Origin of the sequence: Bradyrhizobium erythrophlei (genome assembly GCF_900142985.1) — a bacterium.
In the GTDB taxonomy this organism is placed as follows: Bacteria; Pseudomonadota; Alphaproteobacteria; order Rhizobiales; family Xanthobacteraceae; genus Bradyrhizobium; species Bradyrhizobium erythrophlei_B.
This window is the reverse complement of sequence record NZ_LT670849.1, coordinates 6,746,924-6,766,465: the sequence shown is the minus strand read 5'-3', so window position 1 is coordinate 6,766,465 and position 19,542 is coordinate 6,746,924. Positions and strand designations below refer to the sequence as shown.

Genomic DNA, 19,542 nt, shown 5'->3' with positions numbered 1-19,542 from the left:
GCCGACCGCAGCGGGTCGTCACCCTCGCAATAGGGGCACTGAAACTTCCGGCCGCCGATATTCTTGCGCAGCAAAAATTGCATCGGCCTGCGGCAGTTCATGCAAATAGGAGGTGGCGGATTTTTCGGCATGATGCTCACGCTGGACCAGGCGGGAGCGCAACACTCTCTGTCACCGATAACTGCCGTGACTAGGACGGTGATGACCAACTTTGCTCGCCTTCAACACGGTGAGTCAATGCGGCAAAATAGGTCACTGCGTTAGGATCGAAATAGGCCACGGGTGCTGTCCTAGTTGTACACCGCGAATGAAAGAGGCCGCCAGGAGCGGAAATCGCGAGCGCGCCCGGGACGTGTCGGCTAAGTGCCGATTCCGTTGAAGAAGTCGGCTCAAGATCGAAGTAACTAAAATTGGCGGCAAGCTGGCCGTTTCTCAGGCCGGCTTTGGTTGCGGCATTGGGATCAGCTTGGCTAGTTTCCGAAGGTTCTGGGCGGTTGCTGCGAGTAGGAACTCGTCATGGGCGCCGTTTGGTCCCCGTAGTCGCAGTCGGTCCAGCTTGAGAATGCGCTTGAGGTGAGCGAACAGCATTTCGACCTTCTTGCGCAGCCGTCGTGATGTTCGACCTTGCCAAGACCTGGCAATCTGGCGCGCCATATCACGGGCGTGCTCGTGGATCGAGCGTGGCACCTTCCGAGCAGGTGTGCTCGGGCAACACCGCGCTCTGAGAGCACAAGCGCTGCAATCTGCCTTGCTTGCCCGATAGAGCAAGGTATCGCCGTCATTGACACGTGTGCCTGTGGTGGTCAGGGTCTTTCCACCAGGGCAGATATAAACGTCCTTGGTTTGATCGTAGTTGAAGTCCTCGCGTGAGAAGGTGCCGTCCTTGCGCGCCGATTTGTCGAACACGGTCACATGCGGCTCGATCCCTTGTTCATCGACCAGCCAGCTCAGCATCTCGGCCGAACCATAGGCACTGTCACCAAGTAATTTAGACGGGTGAAGCGCAAAGCTCTTTGCGGTTCGCTCGATCATGCGCTTAGCCGCGAGAACTTCCGCCTGCCGGATAGCGGTGGTTGGTTCGACATCGACAATGATCGCATGCTCAACATCGATCAGATAGTTTGTGGAGTACGCGAAGAATGCCTGTCCGCCATGGGCACCCGTCCAGCGTGCTGCTGGATCGGCCGGAGAGATGAACTTGGGAACGATCTCGGTCGCGGCCCCAAATGCCGCATCGTCCAATACGCCCAGATACTCATTAATGGCGCGGCTCGCAGCTTCCGGAGGTAGTCCCTTCTCACCTTCAACGCCATTCTGCCGATTGGCATCGGCCCTGATCAGGCTGGCATCGACCGCAAAACCTTCTCCGCCAACCAGCCCCTCATTGATGCAGCGGCGCAAGATGGTCTCAAACAGCCGTCGCAGCAGATCGCTCTCGCGGAAACGACCATGGCGGTTCTTCGAGAACGTCGAGTGGTCGGGGACATCGCCATCAAGCCCGAGGCGGCAAAACCAGCGATACGCCAGGTTCAGGTGGACTTCTTCGCACAGGCGCCGCTCAGATCGGATCCCGAAGCAGTACCCGACCAGCAGCATTCGGATCATCAATTCCGGGGCGATCGAGGGACGTCCGATGGTGCTGTAAAACGCAGATAGCTCCCGTCTCAGTTCGCCCAGCTCTACGAACCGATCGATCGACCGTAAAAAATGATTGGCCGGAACGTGTCGCTCAAGCGAGAACTCATAGAACAAAGCAGCCTGTTCAACCTGCTGATGCCCCATCATGATTCAGTCCTCTCATAACGACTGAATCAGCGAACCACTCCCCGCGCAACCAAAGACTTTTTCAACACAATCGGTCAAACTCGGACCTTAGCCGACGTCTGACCGACGTCCGTTCATCCCCAACAGGCGACATGCGGCGACTGCAACTGCATGTCCGTTTTGTGCCGATTTTGTTGTGAAAGTAGTTGGTTGGCTTGGCGAGGATTACGATTGAGGTTTTTGACGGGGCGGTTGATGCCGCTCAATCCTGAGCGGCTGCCACCCTGATGTTTACGCAACTGTGACGCTACGCGATGCACTGAAGCGCATATGGCGGCGGCCGGGCGACCAATTTGGCGAGCCGTCGCAGGTTCTGGGCGATGGCGGCCAGAACAAATTCATCCTGGGCCCCTCGTGGGCCACGCAGTCGAAGCCGGTCGAGCCTCAGGATACGTTTGAGGTGTGCAAAGCGCATCTCGATCTTCTTGCGCTCACGCCGCGACTGCTCAAAGTCCTCGGAGCCAACGAAAGACCGGGCAACGTCGCGGGCGCGCTCATGGATGTCGCGCGGGATCTTGCGTGATGGCTCCTTTGGGCAGCACTGGGGTTTGAGCGGGCATATCCCGCAGTCCCGCCTGCTGGCACGATACAGAAGCGTCTTGTCATTGTGCACCGTGCCGCTCGTCCTGAGCCGCTTTCCACCCGGGCAGAGGTAGATGTCGCTTGCCGGGTCATATCGAAAGTCGCTGCGTGAGAAAGTGCCATCGTCTCGCTGCGACTTGTCGTTCACCGGAATATGTGGCGCGATGCCCTTCTCGACCAGCCAGTTCAGCATCGAAGCCGTCCCGTAGGCGGTATCGGCCGCAAGCCGCTCCGGCTTGAGGCCGAAGCGCTCCTCTGTTCGCTCGAGCATGGTCTTCGCCGCGCCGGCCTCGGCCTGGCGAATGGAGCGGGATGCCTCCACGTCAACGATGACGCCGAACTTCACGTCGATGAGATAGTTGTCGGAGTAAGCGAAGAACGCTGGCCCCTTGTGAGCCCCGGTCCACTGCGCCGCCGGATCGGACGGCGAGACAAATTTCGGGACGACGTCGCTGGCGGCACCCCACGCCGCATCGTCAAGGGTCGCCAGATACTCCTTCACCGCGCGGCCTGACCTCGCGGGATCGCGATCCCTGCGCCAATCCTGACCCGCGATCGAGCGCTGCTTGTTGGCGTCGGCCGCGATCAGGCTCGCATCAACGGCAAAACCTTCACCCCCAACCAGCCCAGCCGCGAGGCACGCTTCGACGACCCGCTCGAACACGTGGCGAAAAACATTCCCCTCGCGGAAACGCTCGTTGCGGGCACGCGAGAATGCTGAATGGTCCGGGATGGCATCTTCGATGCCGAGCTTGCAGAACCAGCGATAGGCGAGGTTCACCTGCACTTCACGGCAGATCAATCGCTCCGAGCGGATCGCAAAGACATACCCCACGACCAGCATCCGGATCATCAACTCCGGATCGATTGATGGGCGACCCATCGATGAATAATGAGGTGCCAGTTCGCTGCGAAGCCAGGAAAGATCGAGAGCAGCATCGATCTTCCGCACCAGATGATCTTCGGGAACCGTCTCGCTAAGATGAAACTCGTAGAACAGTTGACCTTGGTCACTCTTCAGACGGCCCATCATGGATCGACCTCGCCGCGATTCGCGTCAACACAACGGAATCACGGTTCGAGGCCTGTCTCAACCGACTTCTGCAACAAAATCGGCCAACAGCGGAAGTGGTCGACCTCATTCGATCACCTCGTCAGCGCGAGCGAGCAGCGCTGGTGGGACGTCGATGCCGAGTGCTTTGGCAGTTTTCAGATTTACGACCAACTCGTATCTGGTTGGGGCTTGCACCGGCAGATCACCGGGCTTCTCGCCCTTAAGTATGCGGTCGACATAGCCAGCGGCGCGCCGGAACTGGTCGACAAAATGTGACCCGTAGGAAATCAAGCCCCCGCCAGTGATGAAGTAGCGCTCATAGTAGATTGCGGGCAACTTATGATCGGCCGCCAGTTTGATGATCAGCTCGCGATGTTGAGTTGCCAATGGGGTTCCGGTTACGATGAGACCACTATTAGGCGAACGCGCGAGAGCGGTGATGTCGTGCTGCAGCTCGCCGGCGCCGCGGATATTGATCAGACTTAGCTCAACCCCAATCGATGGCGCCATGGCCTGGATTACCGCCCATTGGCCAATACCGGTTGGTGAGTTGGGATCGCGAATGACTGCCATTCGCGTCACCGCCGGCGACATCTGTTTGAGGAGTTCCAACCATTTTCCGGCGATGCCATACTCGAAGGGGAGGAAACCGGTGACGTTGCCGCCGGGTCGCGCCAGACTTTCAACGTAGCCCGCGCCCACCGGGTCGGCGACGAGCGCAAACACGATTGGTACGGTGCGCGTCACCTGCAAGAGCGCTCCCGTAGCTGAGGTTGTTCCGCCAAAAATCACGTCCGGCGCAAGCCCTACAAGCTCCACAGCGGAGCTTCGAAGGTGATCGGCATCGTTACCGCTCCATCGGTAATCGATCCGCACTTTGCTGGCATCTGTCCAACCCAATTCATCAAGCCTGTGTTGAAATGCCGCGATACGGATCTGATTTTCGGGATCTGACGCGAACCCTGACATCAGCACGCCAATCCGCACCCGTTCTCCCTGCTGCGCCCGCGCTGCTAGCGGCCAGGCCGCTGCAACACCACCTACAATCGTGATGAACTCCCGCCGCTTCATTGCCTCTCCCGAGCCCATGGCATCGTAGCAGCTCAAACTAGCACACTCGAAGGGAACTGTCGCAGTTGGGCCATTCGCCGACATGGCGACGTGATAACAAGGTGTCTGCTTCCTCCCGAACAGCGGACATCGCGAGCGCGACCGGGCATGCGGCTAAGTGCCATTAGCGGTCATTAAGCGAACGAGCCGGTTGTTTGTTTCATTTCTCTCGGCATAACGGGCAGCAGCAGTCGCGATGACGATTCGACGACGTTCAAACAACTGGTATCGACGCTTGCGTGACGGAAAGTCAGCATCGCAGGCATATTGCTGTCCTGATCGTCGTTGGTGACGAACAACCGCACGCGGTGCCCGACGCTAAAACGTCGGGCGTTGGCTACCAACGGGATTCGGTAGTGCACGCGTTCGCCGATCGGCACCGCCTGAAAGGTCCGGCACGGCAGGTCAGGCGCGCCGGGACGGCTGGCCGCCTCATCGACCTCGCGTAATCCGGCCCTGAGGTAACCCGCCGTAACGTCGGTGACGGTTCCGTCGGCGTCGACATCGTGCAGGAAAACGATCCATGCCGTGTCGGCCGCAGTGCTGATGGCGTCGAGTTGCACTTCAATCTCGCCGACCATGTCGAGATCGTGGTCCAGCGGTGCGCTATCCCATGTCAGGCACGATGGCGGATCGGTCTCGCTCGGCTGGGGGCGATTCAATCCGGCACCAAGCGCCATCAAGGTCCGCGAACCGCTCGCGCCTTCTTCATCGCCGAGCGTTCCGTCCGCGCAAAGCCTGAGCGACCGATGCGTCACATCCGGCAACGGCCATGTATCGGCGGCGCGCCAGCCTTCGGCGCCTGGGAGGATGTAGCGGAAACGCGGTCCCTCCAGGATGCCGGTGTCCTGTCCCTTGAGCCAGTGGTCGAACCACGCCAGCGCCTCGACATGCAGGCTTTCCCACGGCCACGCCAGACCGTGCTCGCCCAGCATGGCGACTTGAACATGCTTGCTGTTCGTAAGTTTTCGGAACGCGGGGAACGTGGATGGAAGATGCAACGGCACGTTTTGCCAGTCGCAGCCGAGATAGACCGGCACCTCTACCCTATCCAGCAGTGGCAGGATGTTGCGATCATCCCACCATGCATCGCGAAGCGGATGCTCCACGACGATGGCGCGCCAGAGGTCATCCCAGGGATGCGGGTCGTGATGAAGCTTGAGAAGAACTTTCAACCCCGTCATCGCCGCCTCACCATTGAAGGTGGCAAACTTCCTGTGAATGGCCGGCGTGCGGAGGATACTGCGGACAGCGTCGAGCAACTTGCTTCGCCACAGCTTGTTGGTACGTCCTGAAGTCATTCCGATCATCGAAAGAAACGGCGTAACGAAGGAAGTGCTCACAAGGCCGTGGTGTGTGGCCGAGTCGTACAGGTCGAACGTGCCCGCCACTGGCATGATGGCTTTGAGATGGGGCGGGCGCTTGACCGCGGCCTCCAACTGGGTCATGGCGAAATAGCTGATGCCGACCATGCCGACATTGCCGTCTGACCAGGGTTGCTGCGCCGCCCATTCGACCAGGTCGTACATGTCCTTCCGCTCCTGGCCGTCAAAGAAGCCGAAAGTCCCGCCTGAGCCGCTGGTGCCGCGGAGGTTGGCAATAACGTGGACGTAGCCGCGCGGCACAAAGTAGTCGCTGGCGCCAGCTTCGATAAAGCCCATCGGCGCGCCTAGGTCCTGTATTTGGCGAGGATACGGTGACGCCGCAATTAGTACCGGATAACGGCCCGGTGTTGTTGGTCGAAAAACGTCGGCGAGGAGCTGCACACCGTCACGCATGGGCACGGCCACATCGTCTTCGCGGGTTACCTCCTGTTGAGGTTTTGACAGGTTACGGTAGTCGCGGCCCGACGTTTGAGGCCCGTTCAACTTCCGCTGATCGGATTCAGTGCCGGAAACAGATTTGCCCATTTGCGGCGCTCCATGAGTGCGATGAACGTGCGTCGTCTCATAAGACCCTCACACCGGGCACGGTGCGCCCAATAAGCGCAAAGCCATAGCTATTTGTGGCGAGGCGTCGTCGATAAATGGCTTGCGAACGGCTCAGAACGGGCGAGATCAAATGTCCGAATTCTCTAATCGGCCGTTAGGGGTCAAGCACTTTCAGACTATCCATGTTTGCGGTGTTGGTGTCGCCCACGGGCTCGTGCTTCTCTTCGGAATCGGCACCAAGGCCCTTCCAGTATGGGATTCGAAGACGAGGCGGAACAATCTTTGGGGCGGCCTTGCCGTCTTACAGACAGTGGGGGAGGGCTCAACCGGTCGGCGCAACACTCTAGTCTTTTAGCAAAGATGGAGTGTGAACATGAAGCGGCGACCTCGCATCCATTATTCTGCGGCTTTGCGGTCTGAGATCTGGGATCGGTGGCAGGCTGGCGAGCCGATGAGTTCGATCGGACGTCGATTTGACCGGGATTCTTCGTCAGTCTTTTCAGTGATTTCGCCAACCGGTGGCATTCGTCCACCAGATCGGCGCCGTGGCAAACGGGCGCTCAGTCTTTCTGAACGAGAGGAGATTTCTCGGTGGCTCAGCATGCGCCGCTCGTTGCGATCGATCGCGCGCCACTTGGGACGATCGGCATCGACCGTCAGTCGCGAAGTCAACCGCAACGGAGGAACGGACCGCTACCGGGCTGCTGGATCAGATCAGGCCGCGTGGGATCGGGCGCGGCGCCCCAAGCTTTGCAAGCTGGCTTGCCACCCGTTCTTGAGGCGAACAGTATCAATCGGGCTGCGGCGACAATGGTCGCCGGAACAAATAGCTGGCTGGCTCAAGCGCACATATCCGGAGGAGCCACAAAAGCAAGTGTCACACGAAACGATCTATCGCAGCCTGTTCATTCAGGCGCGCGGCGTGTTGAAAAAAGAGTTGCTTGAGCACCTGAGAGCAAAACGCACGATCCGCCGTTCCAGGTACGCCAGCCTGAAACGGAACGGGCTCGGCCAGATCAAGGATGCCGTATCCATCAGAGAACGACCAGCATCTGTTGAAGATCGTGCGGTCCCAGGCCACTGGGAAGGCGACCTGATCGGCGGATCGAGGAACAGCTATGTCGCAACACTTGTCGAGCGCCATTCGCGCTACGTGATGCTGGTCAAGGTTGCGAACAAGGACACCGAAAGCGTCGTCTCGGCGCTCATCAAGCAATCGCAGCGACTGCCCAGCGAACTTTACCGGTCGCTGACCTGGGACAGAGGCAAAGAGCTCGCCGATCATCAGCGCCTGACATTAGCCACCGAGGTCGACGTCTACTTCTGTGACCCTCGCTGTCCCTGGCAGCGCGGGTCAAACGAAAACACCAACAGATTGCTGCGCCAGTATCTTCCGCGTGGCACCAATCTATCCGTGCATAGCCAGGCCAAGCTCAGCGCAATCGCAAGGCAGCTCAATGAAAGACCTCGAAAGACCTTGCTCTATCAGACTCCAGCTGAGAAGTTCGCAGAATGTGTTGCAGCGATCGGTTGAACCCGCCGGTCCAAGCGGACACACGAACTCACCTCATCCATCGTCCCGTGAGGGACATCATTCCACCGCTCGGTGGAACTCGAGTGTCCTCCTATCGCGTTTAATCCTGCTAGTCCTCACGCCGCTGTAACTTCCCGGCTCCATCGGAACTCGGTACCGTCAACCCAGATGCGGTGCATGATCACCGCCAACCGGCGCGCCAGCGCCACGATCGCCTTCTTCATCCCGCGGTGCCTGGCGATCTTCATGGCCCAGGCCTTGAGCCAGGACCACTTCGCCAAACGCACCAGCATGATATGAGCCGCTTCGTAGAGCATTGCCCGCATCATCTCGTCGCCGCACCTTGATATGGCGCCGGGTCGGTCAATCTCGCCTGATTGATACCTGGAAGGCGTGAGCCCAAACACCGCCCCCACCGCCTTGGAGTTTCGGAAGCGGGCGGGCACGTCGACAGTCGCGCGATAGGTCAGCGCCACAACGGGACCAACACCCGGGATGGTCATCAGGCGCCGGCACACATCATCATTCCGAACGATAGCCAGCAAGCGACGATGAAGAATGCCGATCTGCTCACGAAGCGTCCGCCGGACAATCAGCAGCGGTTCGACTAACTCAGCAAGATCCGGGAAGCTTTCGACAAGCTCCTTGATGCGCGCCTCGAACTTCACCGTTCCTACCACGCCCACCTTGAGGCCGAAGTTGCGCAAAGTCCCTCGCAGGTCGTTATCGACGGCGATGGCCTTGGACTGCAGCAGTTTGCGATGGGTCAGCAGCACTCGCAGTTTCTGACTGCGTAGCGTCTTCACATGCACCGGGCGATAAAGCCCCGCCCGCATCATCTGGGCCATACCGCGCGCATCGTTGCGATCCGTCTTGTTGATCTGCGCCTTCAGAACCGCCCGCATGTGCCGCGTCTCGACACAGATGACAGGCAAGCCTGCTTCGGCAAGCGCACCGAAAAGCCATTGCGACAGCGGCCCAGCCTCCAATCCGATCCGCTTGAAACGGTAGGCCGGGTTCCCCAGAACCCGCAGCAGAGCGTCTGGCTCGCTTGCTACCCTTAATTCCTTCGCGATCCTGCCCGTGTCATCCACAATGCAGACACTTGTCTCCTTGACCGATACGTCCAATCCAGCAAAATGGTCCATGCTGCGCTTCTCCTTCTGATGCTTGAGGCCGTTACCACGGACCTCGTTTCACCATCAGCCTGAAGCGCAGCACCCAAAATCTTCAGCTATCCACAAGCTGGGCCGGCCGATAACCCCATCTTGGGGGCCATTACCAGAAGTCACAGCCCGGCGTCGTCATGTCTGCTTCGCCCCCCAACAGCAGACACATGTTCTCGCGCTAACGCTGCGATAACAAATTTGTAAAGTCGACCCCCGCAGGAAGCCTGCTCATGCGCGCGACCCTGTCGGCCGGTCATTGAAGCGGCTCGACCGGCGAACGAATCCAGACCACCTCCGCCGGGCTTGGCGCGGCATCGTGGCGCTGGTCGAACATCGCGCGGTGACGGGCTCTCTGACACCGGCCGATGACGCCATCGCATTCATCGGCGACGGCTGGCCCGGCAAAATGGCATTCACAGATCAAGCCCGTGTGGGAAACGCGCTGAACCGGCGAACCCCCGTAAGCGCATTCCGACTCATGATTGAGGAGGACCTGCGCGCAATGCATCAGCACATCTCGCTTGCCGCCGAGGCTTTGTTGATCTGGATTCCCATCGAGGCCGCGCTTCACTGGTTCTTTGGGAAGATGACGAAACTGAAGAAAGAGCACGACGACCGCAAGCGCGAGCGGAAATGACGGAGGGCCGCGAAACGAAAAGGCCTTTGGCCGACGCCGCCAAGGAGGTCGCGCCATACGCCCTTGATCCCCTCATGTGGTTTGGCGTTTTGGCGGTATTCGCAAAATCGTGGAAGGGCGGTCTGATCGTTTTGGCCCTCGTCTTGGGCGCGGTGGCATTTGCGACATCCACGCTGTGGCAAAGAAACCGGAACGTCCAAGTGCCCGACGACTAAGACGATAATCCCGCGCGAAGACCGCCAGAGCGCGTGACACGTCGGCCGGTCAGCGACAGCAAGCGAAAGCGCAAGCGGAAATGACAGAACCTCGCAAAAGAAAAAGGTCTTCGGCCGACGTCGCCATGGCGGCGGCGATTTCCGCCAGCGATCCGTTTGGATTGTTTTGCTTTTTTGTGGCCTTCGGAAAATACTGGAAAATCGGTTTGATCCTTTTGGCCCTTGTTTTAACTGTGGGCCTTGTTGCTGGATTCATGATGTTGTGGATGAACAACTGGGACATCTAAGTTCTCGACGACAGCGGCGACAATCCCGCGCGAACCGATTGATCGTCGCCTACTGGCATTCCAGAATTTTTCTGAAAAAATATCGGCGTCACCTCGGGACAGTTGAGCCACGAGAACAGCGGCGCAGAAGTGGGTCCCTCCAGAAAGCAGCGCGCGTTGTGACGAAGGGGGATTAAAATAAACGGACGTTGATCGTGCCCAAGGCCCGAGGGGGTTTACCCCCGGACCCCTTTTCAAGATCGTGAGGGCGGCCGGACATGTCCTCTACTCGTGTGATCACCAGCCACTAGGTCCGCCGTACTCTAGTCCGTGTACGGGCGCTACCGGCTTGGCATACGGACTAGTATCCACCCGGTCATCCCTAGGGTCATAGCAATAGCGGGGAACGATATTGTAGTCGGGCGGCCCGCATGATCCGCGAGGGTTACGGATGATCCAGACTTTCCTGACTTCAGCGGTTGCTTTCCTGACTTCAGCGTTTGCGGCATGGTCTGCAGTACATAGCGCCAAGGCCCCAAGCGTTAGGGCGGCCGTAGTGAATATCCTCATCACTTCGATCTCCTCGCTAGAGAAGGCATTAGCAGGCATTTTTCACGTTCGTTCCCAGGGCGGACGTAGGCGGGCAGCCGCGACGCGACATTGTTAAACCTGAATTAATGAACCCCACAAATGCCGGATGATGCCTTCAATCACTCTCGCCCACGTCCAGATCAGCAGACAACGTCGCAACTCAACCACACGCCACGCCAGCGACCTGAGAGGCATGCGGATGGACTAGCCCTTCGCCGCTTGCGGATAAGACTTGCATTTTCGTCATAGACAAGCGTCTGAGAGCTGGTTCAACCTTCTGGGGTCCGTCGAGCCATAAACCGGAGGAGAGACCGGCCATGATAGCGCGATTGATATTTGAACTCGTGATTTTGACCAGCGGTCTCTCGATTATCATCTACGAACTCATCACCACCGTCGCGGAAATGATTTGACCCCCGTTGCATGCAGCGCGGGCGATGCTTCCGCTTGGGCGGTTGGACGCTGTCGCCTTCAGCGTCAATAGCCGCGCGCTATTTCAGCCCTGATCGCGAGCAGCCGAAGATGGATCAGGCCGCCAACAGCAAGGCGCTCCTCATCGAGGACCCCGTCCTTCGATAGTGCGACAAGCCGTTTCGCTAATGCAGGTCGAGCATCGTCAGGGGCGATGGTGGATCGACCAGGCAGATAATACTGCTCCCACGCTCGCTCAAAGGCTCGCGCAAGCAACTGCTGCAATTCCGGGTCGGCGGATACTCGCGACACAGGACGATGCCCTTGCACAACAGCAACTGTTCAGGCTTTTAGCACATCGACGGCGGCGCCGGTACCCGCCCCAATGGGCAATGACCACCCGTTTGCGGGTCCCATCTGGAAAAGAGGAACCTCATTGGAAAAAGTTGGACAGTTCGAGACGAGCTAGGATCAGATTTATCGCGACGACGGCCCGAGCTGGCCGAGCCACCCGGCCGGACGGCTCCCCTTGGAAAAGCAACGTACGCGCGGAAACATCAACTCAACGTAACTGACACCGCGATATTGGCGCGCGGAAAAGGTGGAGGGCGCGGGCGTCAGCGTCGTGTCGCTGGCAATTCGACGAGCGCATGGCAGATCGACTACACCGTCGATGATCCGACCGGCAGCTCTCCGAATCCGACGCTCGGTGCTTCGGCACCGACAGTTCTTTCCAGCATGAGCGGTTCCTCGACCGCGACCTATGCGACGTTCTCGACGCCGGTCGCTGCGATCCGCCTGACGATGAACGTGTTGAGCAGCGTGGGCGGCAAGGTGACCGCCACGATCTTACAGGCGGGCATCGGATGACCGAACCGGTCATCGATGCAGTTGCAATCGGCGTCGCAGCGTGGTCGCGGCTCCGAGATCATGATCGAGCAAGCTGGAACGACTGGCTCTCCGTCGCCCGCGCGCTCCCGGTGGGTCGAACCGCTGCGCTGAAGATCGCAGGAACAAATCAGCCGGTCGGCAGCAAGTACAACGCCGCCATGGGCGCTTGGCTGCAGGAGCACGGTCTCGCCGACATCGTCGCGCAGGAGCGTTACCGGCTCTTCCTCATCTTGCAGAACCTCGACGCCGTCGAAACATGGCGCGCCGGTCTTGATGAAGGCCAGCGGCGACGGTTGAACCATCCTTTGCACGAGACGCGATGTTGGCGAGTTGTGCCCGGTCCGAGCCGGTGTTCGTTACCTCGTGCGCGATAATCAGGTGATGATCGGTATCGACCGCGACCTGCACATTGTAGCCGACAACGCCAGACCCACGCCCGCTCGTTGCCATCGAACGGCTGTCGGGATCGGTCAGAGAGATTTGCTGGTCAGGCGAAGCCAGCATCCGCTTCTCGTAAACCGCAAGCTTGCCCATTTCCTCCTTCAGTTTCGTCAGTTTCTCGGTGAGCCTTGTCACCTTCGCGGCCAGCGCTTCAGTCGGCTCCTGCCTGTCGGCGGTGTCGAGTTGGCTCAGATAGCGCGCGACGCTCTCCTCTAGCTGAGCGCGTCGCCGCTCCACCTTCGCTTTTGTGAAGTTCCTGTCCCGGTTGTTCACGGCCTTGAACTTGCTGCCATCAATGGCAACGCTCGTCGTCGCGAGAAGGCCCATTTCACGGCAGAGTTCGACAAAGCGCGCACATACCTTGCGAAGCGCCAGACCATTGTCTTTGCGGAAGTCCGCGATCGTCTTGTGATCAGGCGCGAGCCGACCCAGCAACCACATGACCTCCACATTGCGCCGGCCTCTCGTTCCAGCCGCCGGCTCGACTGCAGCCGGTTCAAATAGCCGTAGATGTACAGCTTCAGGAGAACCGAGGGATGGTACGACGGCCGACCAGTTGCTGCCGGCTCTACCCCTTCGAAACTCATCTCGGCCAAGTCGAGCGCGTCGACAAACACGTCGATCACACGAACCGGGTTGCTCTCGTCAATAAAATCATCAAGGCATCCGGGCAACAGCGTCCATTGCCCACGATCCGCCTCCTCAACGAAGCGCCTCATCGATTTCTCCAAGAATCACTGGAGAATCATAACAGCGGCGATGCGTTTTCACACAGCCAGGGTCAAAAGGCGACATCGGCTCGCGTGACAATGAGGTCCGGTTCACCCTCAGAAGCGGACATCGTCAGCGAGGTCGGCCAAGTCCGTTAAGTGCCCAGTAGGCGACATATTTGGGGCGCGATACGGTCAGTCGGGCCCCATCATCTCTTCACTTAGACAAGCTTCCGGGCGGAGCGACCCGCACTCCTTGCATAGTCAATGTTTCGATGATCTGATTCATTAGGCCGGAGGCCTTTGAGTCCTCAATGAATTCGTTGATGTGAAGTTGTTGATGTTCGGCGAGTTGAGAGAGCACGGGGTTCTGCTGGGCCGGAGACAGATCGACCGGCTGGAAGCGAGGAACCGGTTTCCGAAGCGGGTACAGATTGGCGACGCCCGTGTCGGTTGGGTCGAAACAGAGATTGACGCCCATGTGAAGGCGAAGATCACCGGCAGGTCCCGCGCGGCCGGGACTTTGGGCTCGGCACGCTAGAAGAACATTCTAAAAACGCCCCAAGAACGCTTTTGTAGCCCGCTTGTAGCCCACAGGCCTTTTTGGGCTAATTGCGGGCTACAACGATTTTGGAACTGGTTGGTTTTGAAGGGGTTTTTGGTGAGCGCGCTGGGGATCGAACCCAGGACCCCGTGATTAAAAGTCACGTGCTCTACCATCTGAGCTACGCGCTCGCTCGAGGCGCTGTGTAGGGGGCAGCCGGGGGCGGGTCAATAGCAGGCTCGGATTGGCCGTTGATATCGCCCGGCAAAACCCGACGCGTTATCGGTCGGAATGCGCTTCAGAGGATCGCAGTCGCATTTGCAGGCACCGCCACCGGCGAGAAGGTGGAGGAGACGCCGGCGAGCGTCAGGAACTCTGCCGGCGTCGCCCTTCACGACCTCCTCGCTCCAGGGAGCGACTTGCTCCGTTATGCAGCGAGGATCTTTATTCCCCACCAGACCACAGCGAGTGCGATTAGGACACAGGTGGCGGTAAGGGCATTTTCCAAGGCAGATGAAGCCATCGCGGTGCTCTCATTTGCCTACCCCGGCGAAACGCTAAGTGATTCCACCGGGGAGCCGCAACTCGGCAAAGGTTAATATAAACAGCTAGACTAACCCGCGACGGTCATGGAACCGAGATGATCGCGCGGGTCAGGTGACCTCACTGCCGGTGAAACACCAACGTTCGCAATTCGATGCTTTCGCGTGGCGGCGTATCCTTGGGCGTGGTCGGATCGACGAAAGCGGTGTGCGGAGCAAAGCGCGCGCGGCCGTCGGTTGCCGAGTCGTAGCACTTCAACAACAGCGCTTCATCGGGCGTCATCTCCGGGAAATAGAACCAGCGATGGCCGGGGTTGAACTTCACCGAATAGGTTTCGCCGTTTCGGTTCGGATAGATCAGGTCTGAAGCGACGAGATCGCCGGCGGCAACACTCGCCGCGTCGCAAAGCGCGAGCGGCGTATCGCGAACCGGCCCGCGGATCGGACGCCACAGGTTGATCACCTGGACGCGGCCTTTCAAAAGCTCTTCGGCTTCGGCCGGCAGGTGCTCGCGCACGCGATTGGCGCCGGACAGGTCGGTCTGATCGACATGGACCCGCGTTGCAGGCTGCCTTGGACCTGCGCCGCGGACGTCATCTGCGCCCTCGACACGCCTGCGCACCGTATGATCAAAAATGAAAACGCGATCCGCGCGCAAGGTCGCCCTGAGGAACGCCTCCGCGGCCGGATAGTAGACGTCGCGCACTTCCTTCTCGTTGTAGAAATCCCGCACGGCCGTGGGATGGCGGACCAGCGCAAAGCCGTCGCGATCGAGCGAGAAGCTGCCGGCGACAGCACGGCCGTCGAATATCGGCACCTGATGCGGCTCGGCCAATGCGGTTGACCTGGGCTGCCCCGACGGCGGATCGAACGCATAGGTACGCGGCTTGCCGTCGGTCGGCGCCAGGTAGTTCAGTTCTGCTTCGACGAAGGGTAGCGACTCGATCTTCCGCTCGATCAGGCTCATGCGTATCTCCCGCGATTAATGCATGTGCTTGAAAAGCTGGCGCGAGAGCAGCGACGGGGCAAGCGTGCCGCTGAAATAGCAATGCAGCTACTCTCCGTACCGGAGCGAATAGCAAATCCTTTGCAAACGCTGGCGTTGGCCGACAAGCTTTTTCCTTCACGGGATCGCGATCAGCGGAATCGCACCCAATTCAAATCGGCAAAATATCGATGAGCTGGCGATTGCGCGATTTTAAGGCTCGGTGGCGCGTCAACCGGTGCGCATCACCTGCGCGGGGTCGGCACGCGGATCGCGCTGCGCCCATCTTCCCGCCTCCACTTGCGCGATGAATTCGGCGACGTGGCGGTTGAACAACTCGGGCTCTTCGAGGTTCAGCGTGTGGCCGGTCTTCGGAAACACGGCGAGCCCCGATCGCGAAATCGTCCGCTTCAGGAACAGGCCGGGCTGCAGACAATGGTCGTCTTCGTCGCCAACCATCACCAGCACCGGCGTCTGCATGGCGCGAAACTCGGCTTTGAGGTCATAGAGCGAAGGCCGCCGCATCTGCACGCCGCGCATGGTGTTGGCGGCGCCCTGGGCATCATGTTTCGCCAGGCGGTCGGCAAACAGCCGCCAGCCGCGCGGGTCCTTCTCCTGGAACTGAACGCGGGAGGCGCCTTCCGCATAAACCGGCGCAAAGGCCTTTGCGCCGCGTTTCTCGAAATTGTCGGCAACCTGGGCCGAGACGCCCCTGAAATAATCCTCGTGGATTTTTTCGGCGCCGTAGCCGGCGCCGGCCGCAACCACCGACAAGACCCGTTTGGGATAACGGAGCGCGGCGTGAAGGCTCGCAAAACCGCCCATCGACAGGCCCACGACATGCGCCTTGTCGATCCCCGCCGCATTCAACACGTCGATAATGTCATCGGCCGCGCGACCTTGCGAATAGGCGTCGATGGATGCCGGAATGTCGGAGGGCGGATATCCGCGCGCGGCAAAGGTGAAGCACTGATGACGGCGAGCGAAGAAGTTGAGTTGGGGCTCCCAGCTCCAGTGGCTGCCGCCGAACTCGTGAACGAAGATGATCGGCGTACCTGAGCCGACGCGCTCGTAGAACAGATTGATGCCGTCGCTGGTCTTGGCAAAGCTCATCGAACGCGCCTCAAATCACAGAGCGGCGGGACGCGATGCCGCCGTCGACGGTGAAAATCGTGCCCGACGTGTATCCCGAACGGTAGGATGCGAGGAACACGATGAGATCGGTGATCTCGTGAACATGGGCCGGCCGCTTCAGCGGATAGCTCGCCTGCAACTCCTTGTAGCGTTCTTCGGTGCCGAACATATCCTTGGAGCGCTTTTTCAGCATGTTGTAGATACGGTCGGTATCGACGGGGCCGGGATTGACACCGACGACGCGGATATTGTCGTCCAGCGAATGCCCGCCCATCGCCCGGGTGAAGGCCATCAGGCTGGCATTGCCCGTCGTCCCGGCCACGTATCGGGGATCGAAGACTTCACCGCCGTTGCCGATATTGTTGATGATCACCCCGCCGCCGCGTGCTTTCAGTTTCGGATAGACCGCGCGCGTCAGGTTGATATAGCCGAACACCTTCAGCTCCCAGCCGGCGCGCCATTTCGCTTCGTCGACGTCCCAGAGGCTTCCGCTCGGAATGACGCCGGCATTGTTGACGAGGACGTCGATATCGCCGACCGCCTCGACCAGGGGATCGATCTCTCCAGGCGCCGTGAGGTCGAGCGGGTGGATCACCACCCTCACCCCGCTGGATTTTTCGATGTCTGACTTGATGGACTTGAGCCGATCTTCGGAGCGGGCGACGAGATGGAGGTGACAGCCTTCGGCGGCGAAGCCCCGCGCAACCCCCTCGCCGATGCCCTGTGAAGCGCCCGTCACGAGCACTGTCTTGCCCTTCAGCCCCAAATCCATGTCTCAGCCTCTTCTCGTATCAGCGTGCCCGAGCGGTCCCGCCAACCGCCGCGCATGATACTTTGGCATACAATATTGCGAGCATCTTGGCCAAAGAATATGCAAGTTTGCATTTCTGGCATAATCACGCTTGCCTCGCGCCGCGTTCAAGATGATGCTGCGATCGACACAGGCGGCGATCAAAGGGGCATGGCGGGAGAAGACGATGGTTTCACGTCGGGACGTGTTGAAGGGAATGAGCGCGACGAGCCTCGGTGCAGTTGGGCTTCCGTTGGCGACACCCGCCCTTTCGCAAGGCGCAACCAAAGTGACCTTCACCACCTCGTGGATTCCGGAAGGACCGAACCTGTTCGCCTATGTCGCGCGCGATAAAGGGTTTTGGAAAAAGGCTGGCCTCGACGTTAGCGTCGCGCGCGGATCGGGGTCAGGAGCCGCGGCGCAAGCCGTCAGCGCCGGCACCTTCGATTTCGGCATGGCGGCAACACCGACCGTGATTGTGCAAGCGGCCAAGAAGCTGCCGATCACCTGCATCGGCCAGATCAACTACGATGCGTTGATGGGTATCGGCCTGCTGGCGGGGTCGCCGATCAAGAATCCAAGGGATCTCGAGGGAAAGAAGCTCGGCGCGAGCGTCACGTCGGGTGAATATCCGTTCCTGCCGCTCTATGCCGAGAAAGCCGGCTTCGATCTCGCCAAGGTGCAGATGGTGCAACTCGACGGCAAGGTCCGCGAACGCTCGCTGATGGAAAAGCAGGTCGATGCCGCCTCCGCCTTCGCCACGAGTACGATACCCTCACTCGCCCCGCTCGGCACCGACGTGCGCTTCATGCTGTTCCGCGATGCCGGCATCGAATTCTACGGCCAATCGCTGACCACGCAGCCGCAGCGGCTGGAAAAGGACCCGAACCTCTGCGCGGCCCTTGTCGAGGGTGCGATGGAAGCCATTCGTTTCACCATGACGAATTTCGACGAGGCGATCGACATCTTCCTGAAGGCCAACAACGAAGTCGCGATGTCCTCGACCGGCAAGGAGTATGCGCGGATCGGCCTCGGATTGACCAACCTGACCAATCTCGTGCCCGAAGTGAAGGAACATGGCTTCGGCTACGCCGATCCGAAGAAGGTCGCGACCATGGCCGATCTCGTGGTCAAATACGCCGCCGGCGACGGCGCGACGCGGCCCGACGTCGAAACGCTGTTCACGAACAAATTCGTCGGAAAGACCACGCTGAAAAACGATGAGCTGGCGGCCGCGGAAAAGAACGCGGCTGCGTTCCGCAAATATGTCAGCTGACGTTTTTGCGGAGTTCGGATCGCAAATCGATGCCCGCTGCCCAAACCGCGCCTGACGCCCCAGCGGTCCCAGAACCGCTGGTGTCAGTCGCCAACGTCCAGAAAACCTATTTCACACGACAGGGTCAGGTGCAGGCCGTGGCGTCGGCGTCCATCAACGTGGCGCGCGGCGAATTCGTCTCCCTGCTCGGGCCCAGCGGATGCGGCAAGAGCACGCTTCTGATGATGATTGCCGGGCTGGAGCGGCCGACCGGCGGATCAATCGTGCTCAGCGGCACGGAGGTTAAAGAGCCGCGGCGCGAGATTGGCATCATCTTCCAGGATGCAACGCTGTTGCCCTGGAAAAGCGCGCTCGACAACGTGCTGTTTCCGGTCCGTATTCTCAAGCTGCCGATCGAACCCTACCGCCGGCGCGCGCGAGAACTGCTGGCCATGGTTGGCCTGTCGGACTTCGAGAACAAGAAGCCATCGCAGCTATCCGGAGGAATGCGGCAGCGCGTGGCGATCTGCCGGGCACTCATTCACGACCCGGATATCCTCCTGATGGACGAGCCGTTCAGCGCGCTCGACGCCATTACCCGTGACCAGATGAACGTGGCGCTCTCGGAAATTCTGGAGACCTACAAAAAGACCGTCGTCTTCGTCACTCACTCCATCCGCGAGGCGGCGTTTTTGTCGGACCGTGTCGTGGTGATGGGCGGACGCCCCTCGACCATCGTGCTCGATATGAAAATGTCGTTTGAACGGCCGCGCCGCTTCGAGATCGAGGAGACGCCGGAATTTACGGCCGTGTGCCGCAAACTGCGACTAACCATCGAGGAGGCGCATGGTGGCGCGTCTTCGCAAATCCGGCCGCCGGAAACGCGCGGCGCCACGGTTGAGTGAGAACGAAGATGGCCCCAGGCG

General features: G+C 59.8%; 16 protein-coding genes, 1 tRNA gene and 1 pseudogene. 7 read left to right on the top strand and 11 right to left on the bottom strand.

Annotation, left to right across the window (positions count from 1 at the left end; translation table 11 throughout):
* Positions 1-432: 432 nt before the first annotated feature.
* The 4 genes from BUA38_RS32550 to BUA38_RS32535 all read right to left on the bottom strand — a co-directional run bounded on the left by BUA38_RS32550 (position 433) and on the right by BUA38_RS32535 (position 6,480).
* Positions 433-1,785 carry an IS5/IS1182 family transposase gene (locus tag BUA38_RS32550; protein ID WP_072817541.1) on the bottom strand — a complete coding sequence of 451 codons (1,353 nt, stop codon included), beginning with the start codon at positions 1,783-1,785 and terminating at the stop codon, positions 433-435.
* 286 nt (positions 1,786-2,071) lie between these two features.
* Entirely contained in the window at positions 2,072-3,439 is a 1,368-nt protein-coding gene (locus tag BUA38_RS32545; RefSeq protein ID WP_072824542.1) for an IS5/IS1182 family transposase, read from the bottom strand.
* Between the two features lie 105 nt (positions 3,440-3,544).
* Positions 3,545-4,531 carry an ABC transporter substrate-binding protein gene (locus BUA38_RS32540; RefSeq protein WP_072826611.1) on the bottom strand — a complete coding sequence of 329 codons (987 nt, stop codon included), beginning with the start codon at positions 4,529-4,531 and terminating at the stop codon, positions 3,545-3,547.
* Between the two features lie 173 nt (positions 4,532-4,704).
* Positions 4,705-6,480 carry a CocE/NonD family hydrolase gene (locus BUA38_RS32535; protein WP_072824539.1) on the bottom strand — a complete coding sequence of 592 codons (1,776 nt, stop codon included), beginning with the start codon at positions 6,478-6,480 and terminating at the stop codon, positions 4,705-4,707.
* Positions 6,481-6,874: 394 nt separating this feature from the next.
* Here BUA38_RS32535 and BUA38_RS32530 point away from each other — a divergent pair, with 394 nt between their 5' ends.
* Positions 6,875-8,035 carry an IS30 family transposase gene (locus BUA38_RS32530; RefSeq protein WP_072821286.1) on the top strand — a complete coding sequence of 387 codons (1,161 nt, stop codon included), beginning with the start codon at positions 6,875-6,877 and terminating at the stop codon, positions 8,033-8,035.
* A gap of 116 nt (positions 8,036-8,151) precedes the next feature.
* On the opposite strand, the gene BUA38_RS32525 is transcribed toward BUA38_RS32530, so the two are convergent.
* Positions 8,152-9,183 (bottom strand): IS110 family transposase, encoded by a 1,032-nt coding sequence (locus BUA38_RS32525; RefSeq protein ID WP_072819215.1) that lies wholly within the window; start codon positions 9,181-9,183, stop codon positions 8,152-8,154.
* A gap of 337 nt (positions 9,184-9,520) precedes the next feature.
* Between BUA38_RS32525 and BUA38_RS32520 the strand changes: the two genes are divergently transcribed.
* The 3 genes from BUA38_RS32520 to BUA38_RS37300 all read left to right on the top strand — a co-directional run bounded on the left by BUA38_RS32520 (position 9,521) and on the right by BUA38_RS37300 (position 10,343).
* Positions 9,521-9,841: a hypothetical protein gene (locus BUA38_RS32520; RefSeq protein ID WP_072824537.1), complete on the top strand. Its 321-nt coding sequence runs from the start codon at positions 9,521-9,523 to the stop codon at positions 9,839-9,841.
* A gap of 26 nt (positions 9,842-9,867) precedes the next feature.
* Entirely contained in the window at positions 9,868-10,056 is a 189-nt protein-coding gene (locus BUA38_RS32515) for a hypothetical protein (RefSeq protein WP_172806127.1), read from the top strand.
* An 80-nt stretch (positions 10,057-10,136) separates the two neighbouring features.
* On the top strand, positions 10,137-10,343 hold the full coding sequence (locus BUA38_RS37300) for a hypothetical protein (RefSeq protein ID WP_156898835.1): 207 nt from the start codon (positions 10,137-10,139) through the stop codon (positions 10,341-10,343).
* 1,742 nt (positions 10,344-12,085) lie between these two features.
* Here BUA38_RS37300 and BUA38_RS37735 read toward each other — a convergent pair.
* The gene (locus tag BUA38_RS37735; RefSeq protein WP_072824529.1) at positions 12,086-12,517 is read right to left on the bottom strand and encodes a hypothetical protein; all 432 of its coding nucleotides are present in this window, start codon (positions 12,515-12,517) and stop codon (positions 12,086-12,088) included.
* Positions 12,516-13,375 (bottom strand): annotated as a pseudogene (locus tag BUA38_RS38360) (IS1182 family transposase); the annotation flags it as partial. The gene BUA38_RS37735 and the pseudogene BUA38_RS38360, both read right to left, overlap by 2 nt.
* A gap of 331 nt (positions 13,376-13,706) precedes the next feature.
* Between BUA38_RS38360 and BUA38_RS38900 the strand changes: the two are divergent.
* Entirely contained in the window at positions 13,707-13,907 is a 201-nt protein-coding gene (locus tag BUA38_RS38900; protein WP_072824527.1) for an AlpA family phage regulatory protein, read from the top strand.
* A 118-nt stretch (positions 13,908-14,025) separates the two neighbouring features.
* On the opposite strand, the gene BUA38_RS32485 is transcribed toward BUA38_RS38900, so the two are convergent.
* The 4 genes from BUA38_RS32485 to BUA38_RS32465 all read right to left on the bottom strand — a co-directional run bounded on the left by BUA38_RS32485 (position 14,026) and on the right by BUA38_RS32465 (position 17,343).
* Positions 14,026-14,101 (bottom strand) — tRNA-Lys (locus BUA38_RS32485).
* A 472-nt stretch (positions 14,102-14,573) separates the two neighbouring features.
* Positions 14,574-15,419: a CmcJ/NvfI family oxidoreductase gene (locus tag BUA38_RS32475; protein WP_072824523.1), complete on the bottom strand. Its 846-nt coding sequence runs from the start codon at positions 15,417-15,419 to the stop codon at positions 14,574-14,576.
* Between the two features lie 249 nt (positions 15,420-15,668).
* Positions 15,669-16,550: an alpha/beta fold hydrolase gene (locus tag BUA38_RS32470; RefSeq protein ID WP_072824521.1), complete on the bottom strand. Its 882-nt coding sequence runs from the start codon at positions 16,548-16,550 to the stop codon at positions 15,669-15,671.
* A 10-nt stretch (positions 16,551-16,560) separates the two neighbouring features.
* On the bottom strand, positions 16,561-17,343 hold the full coding sequence (locus BUA38_RS32465) for an SDR family oxidoreductase (RefSeq protein WP_072824519.1): 783 nt from the start codon (positions 17,341-17,343) through the stop codon (positions 16,561-16,563).
* 205 nt (positions 17,344-17,548) lie between these two features.
* Here BUA38_RS32465 and BUA38_RS32460 point away from each other — a divergent pair, with 205 nt between their 5' ends.
* A complete protein-coding gene (locus BUA38_RS32460) occupies positions 17,549-18,637 on the top strand; it encodes an ABC transporter substrate-binding protein (protein ID WP_172806126.1) in 1,089 nt (362 codons plus the stop codon).
* 29 nt (positions 18,638-18,666) lie between these two features.
* Positions 18,667-19,521, top strand: a complete 855-nt coding sequence (locus tag BUA38_RS32455) for an ABC transporter ATP-binding protein (protein ID WP_072824515.1) — start codon at positions 18,667-18,669, stop codon at positions 19,519-19,521.
* Positions 19,522-19,542 lie beyond the last annotated feature (21 nt).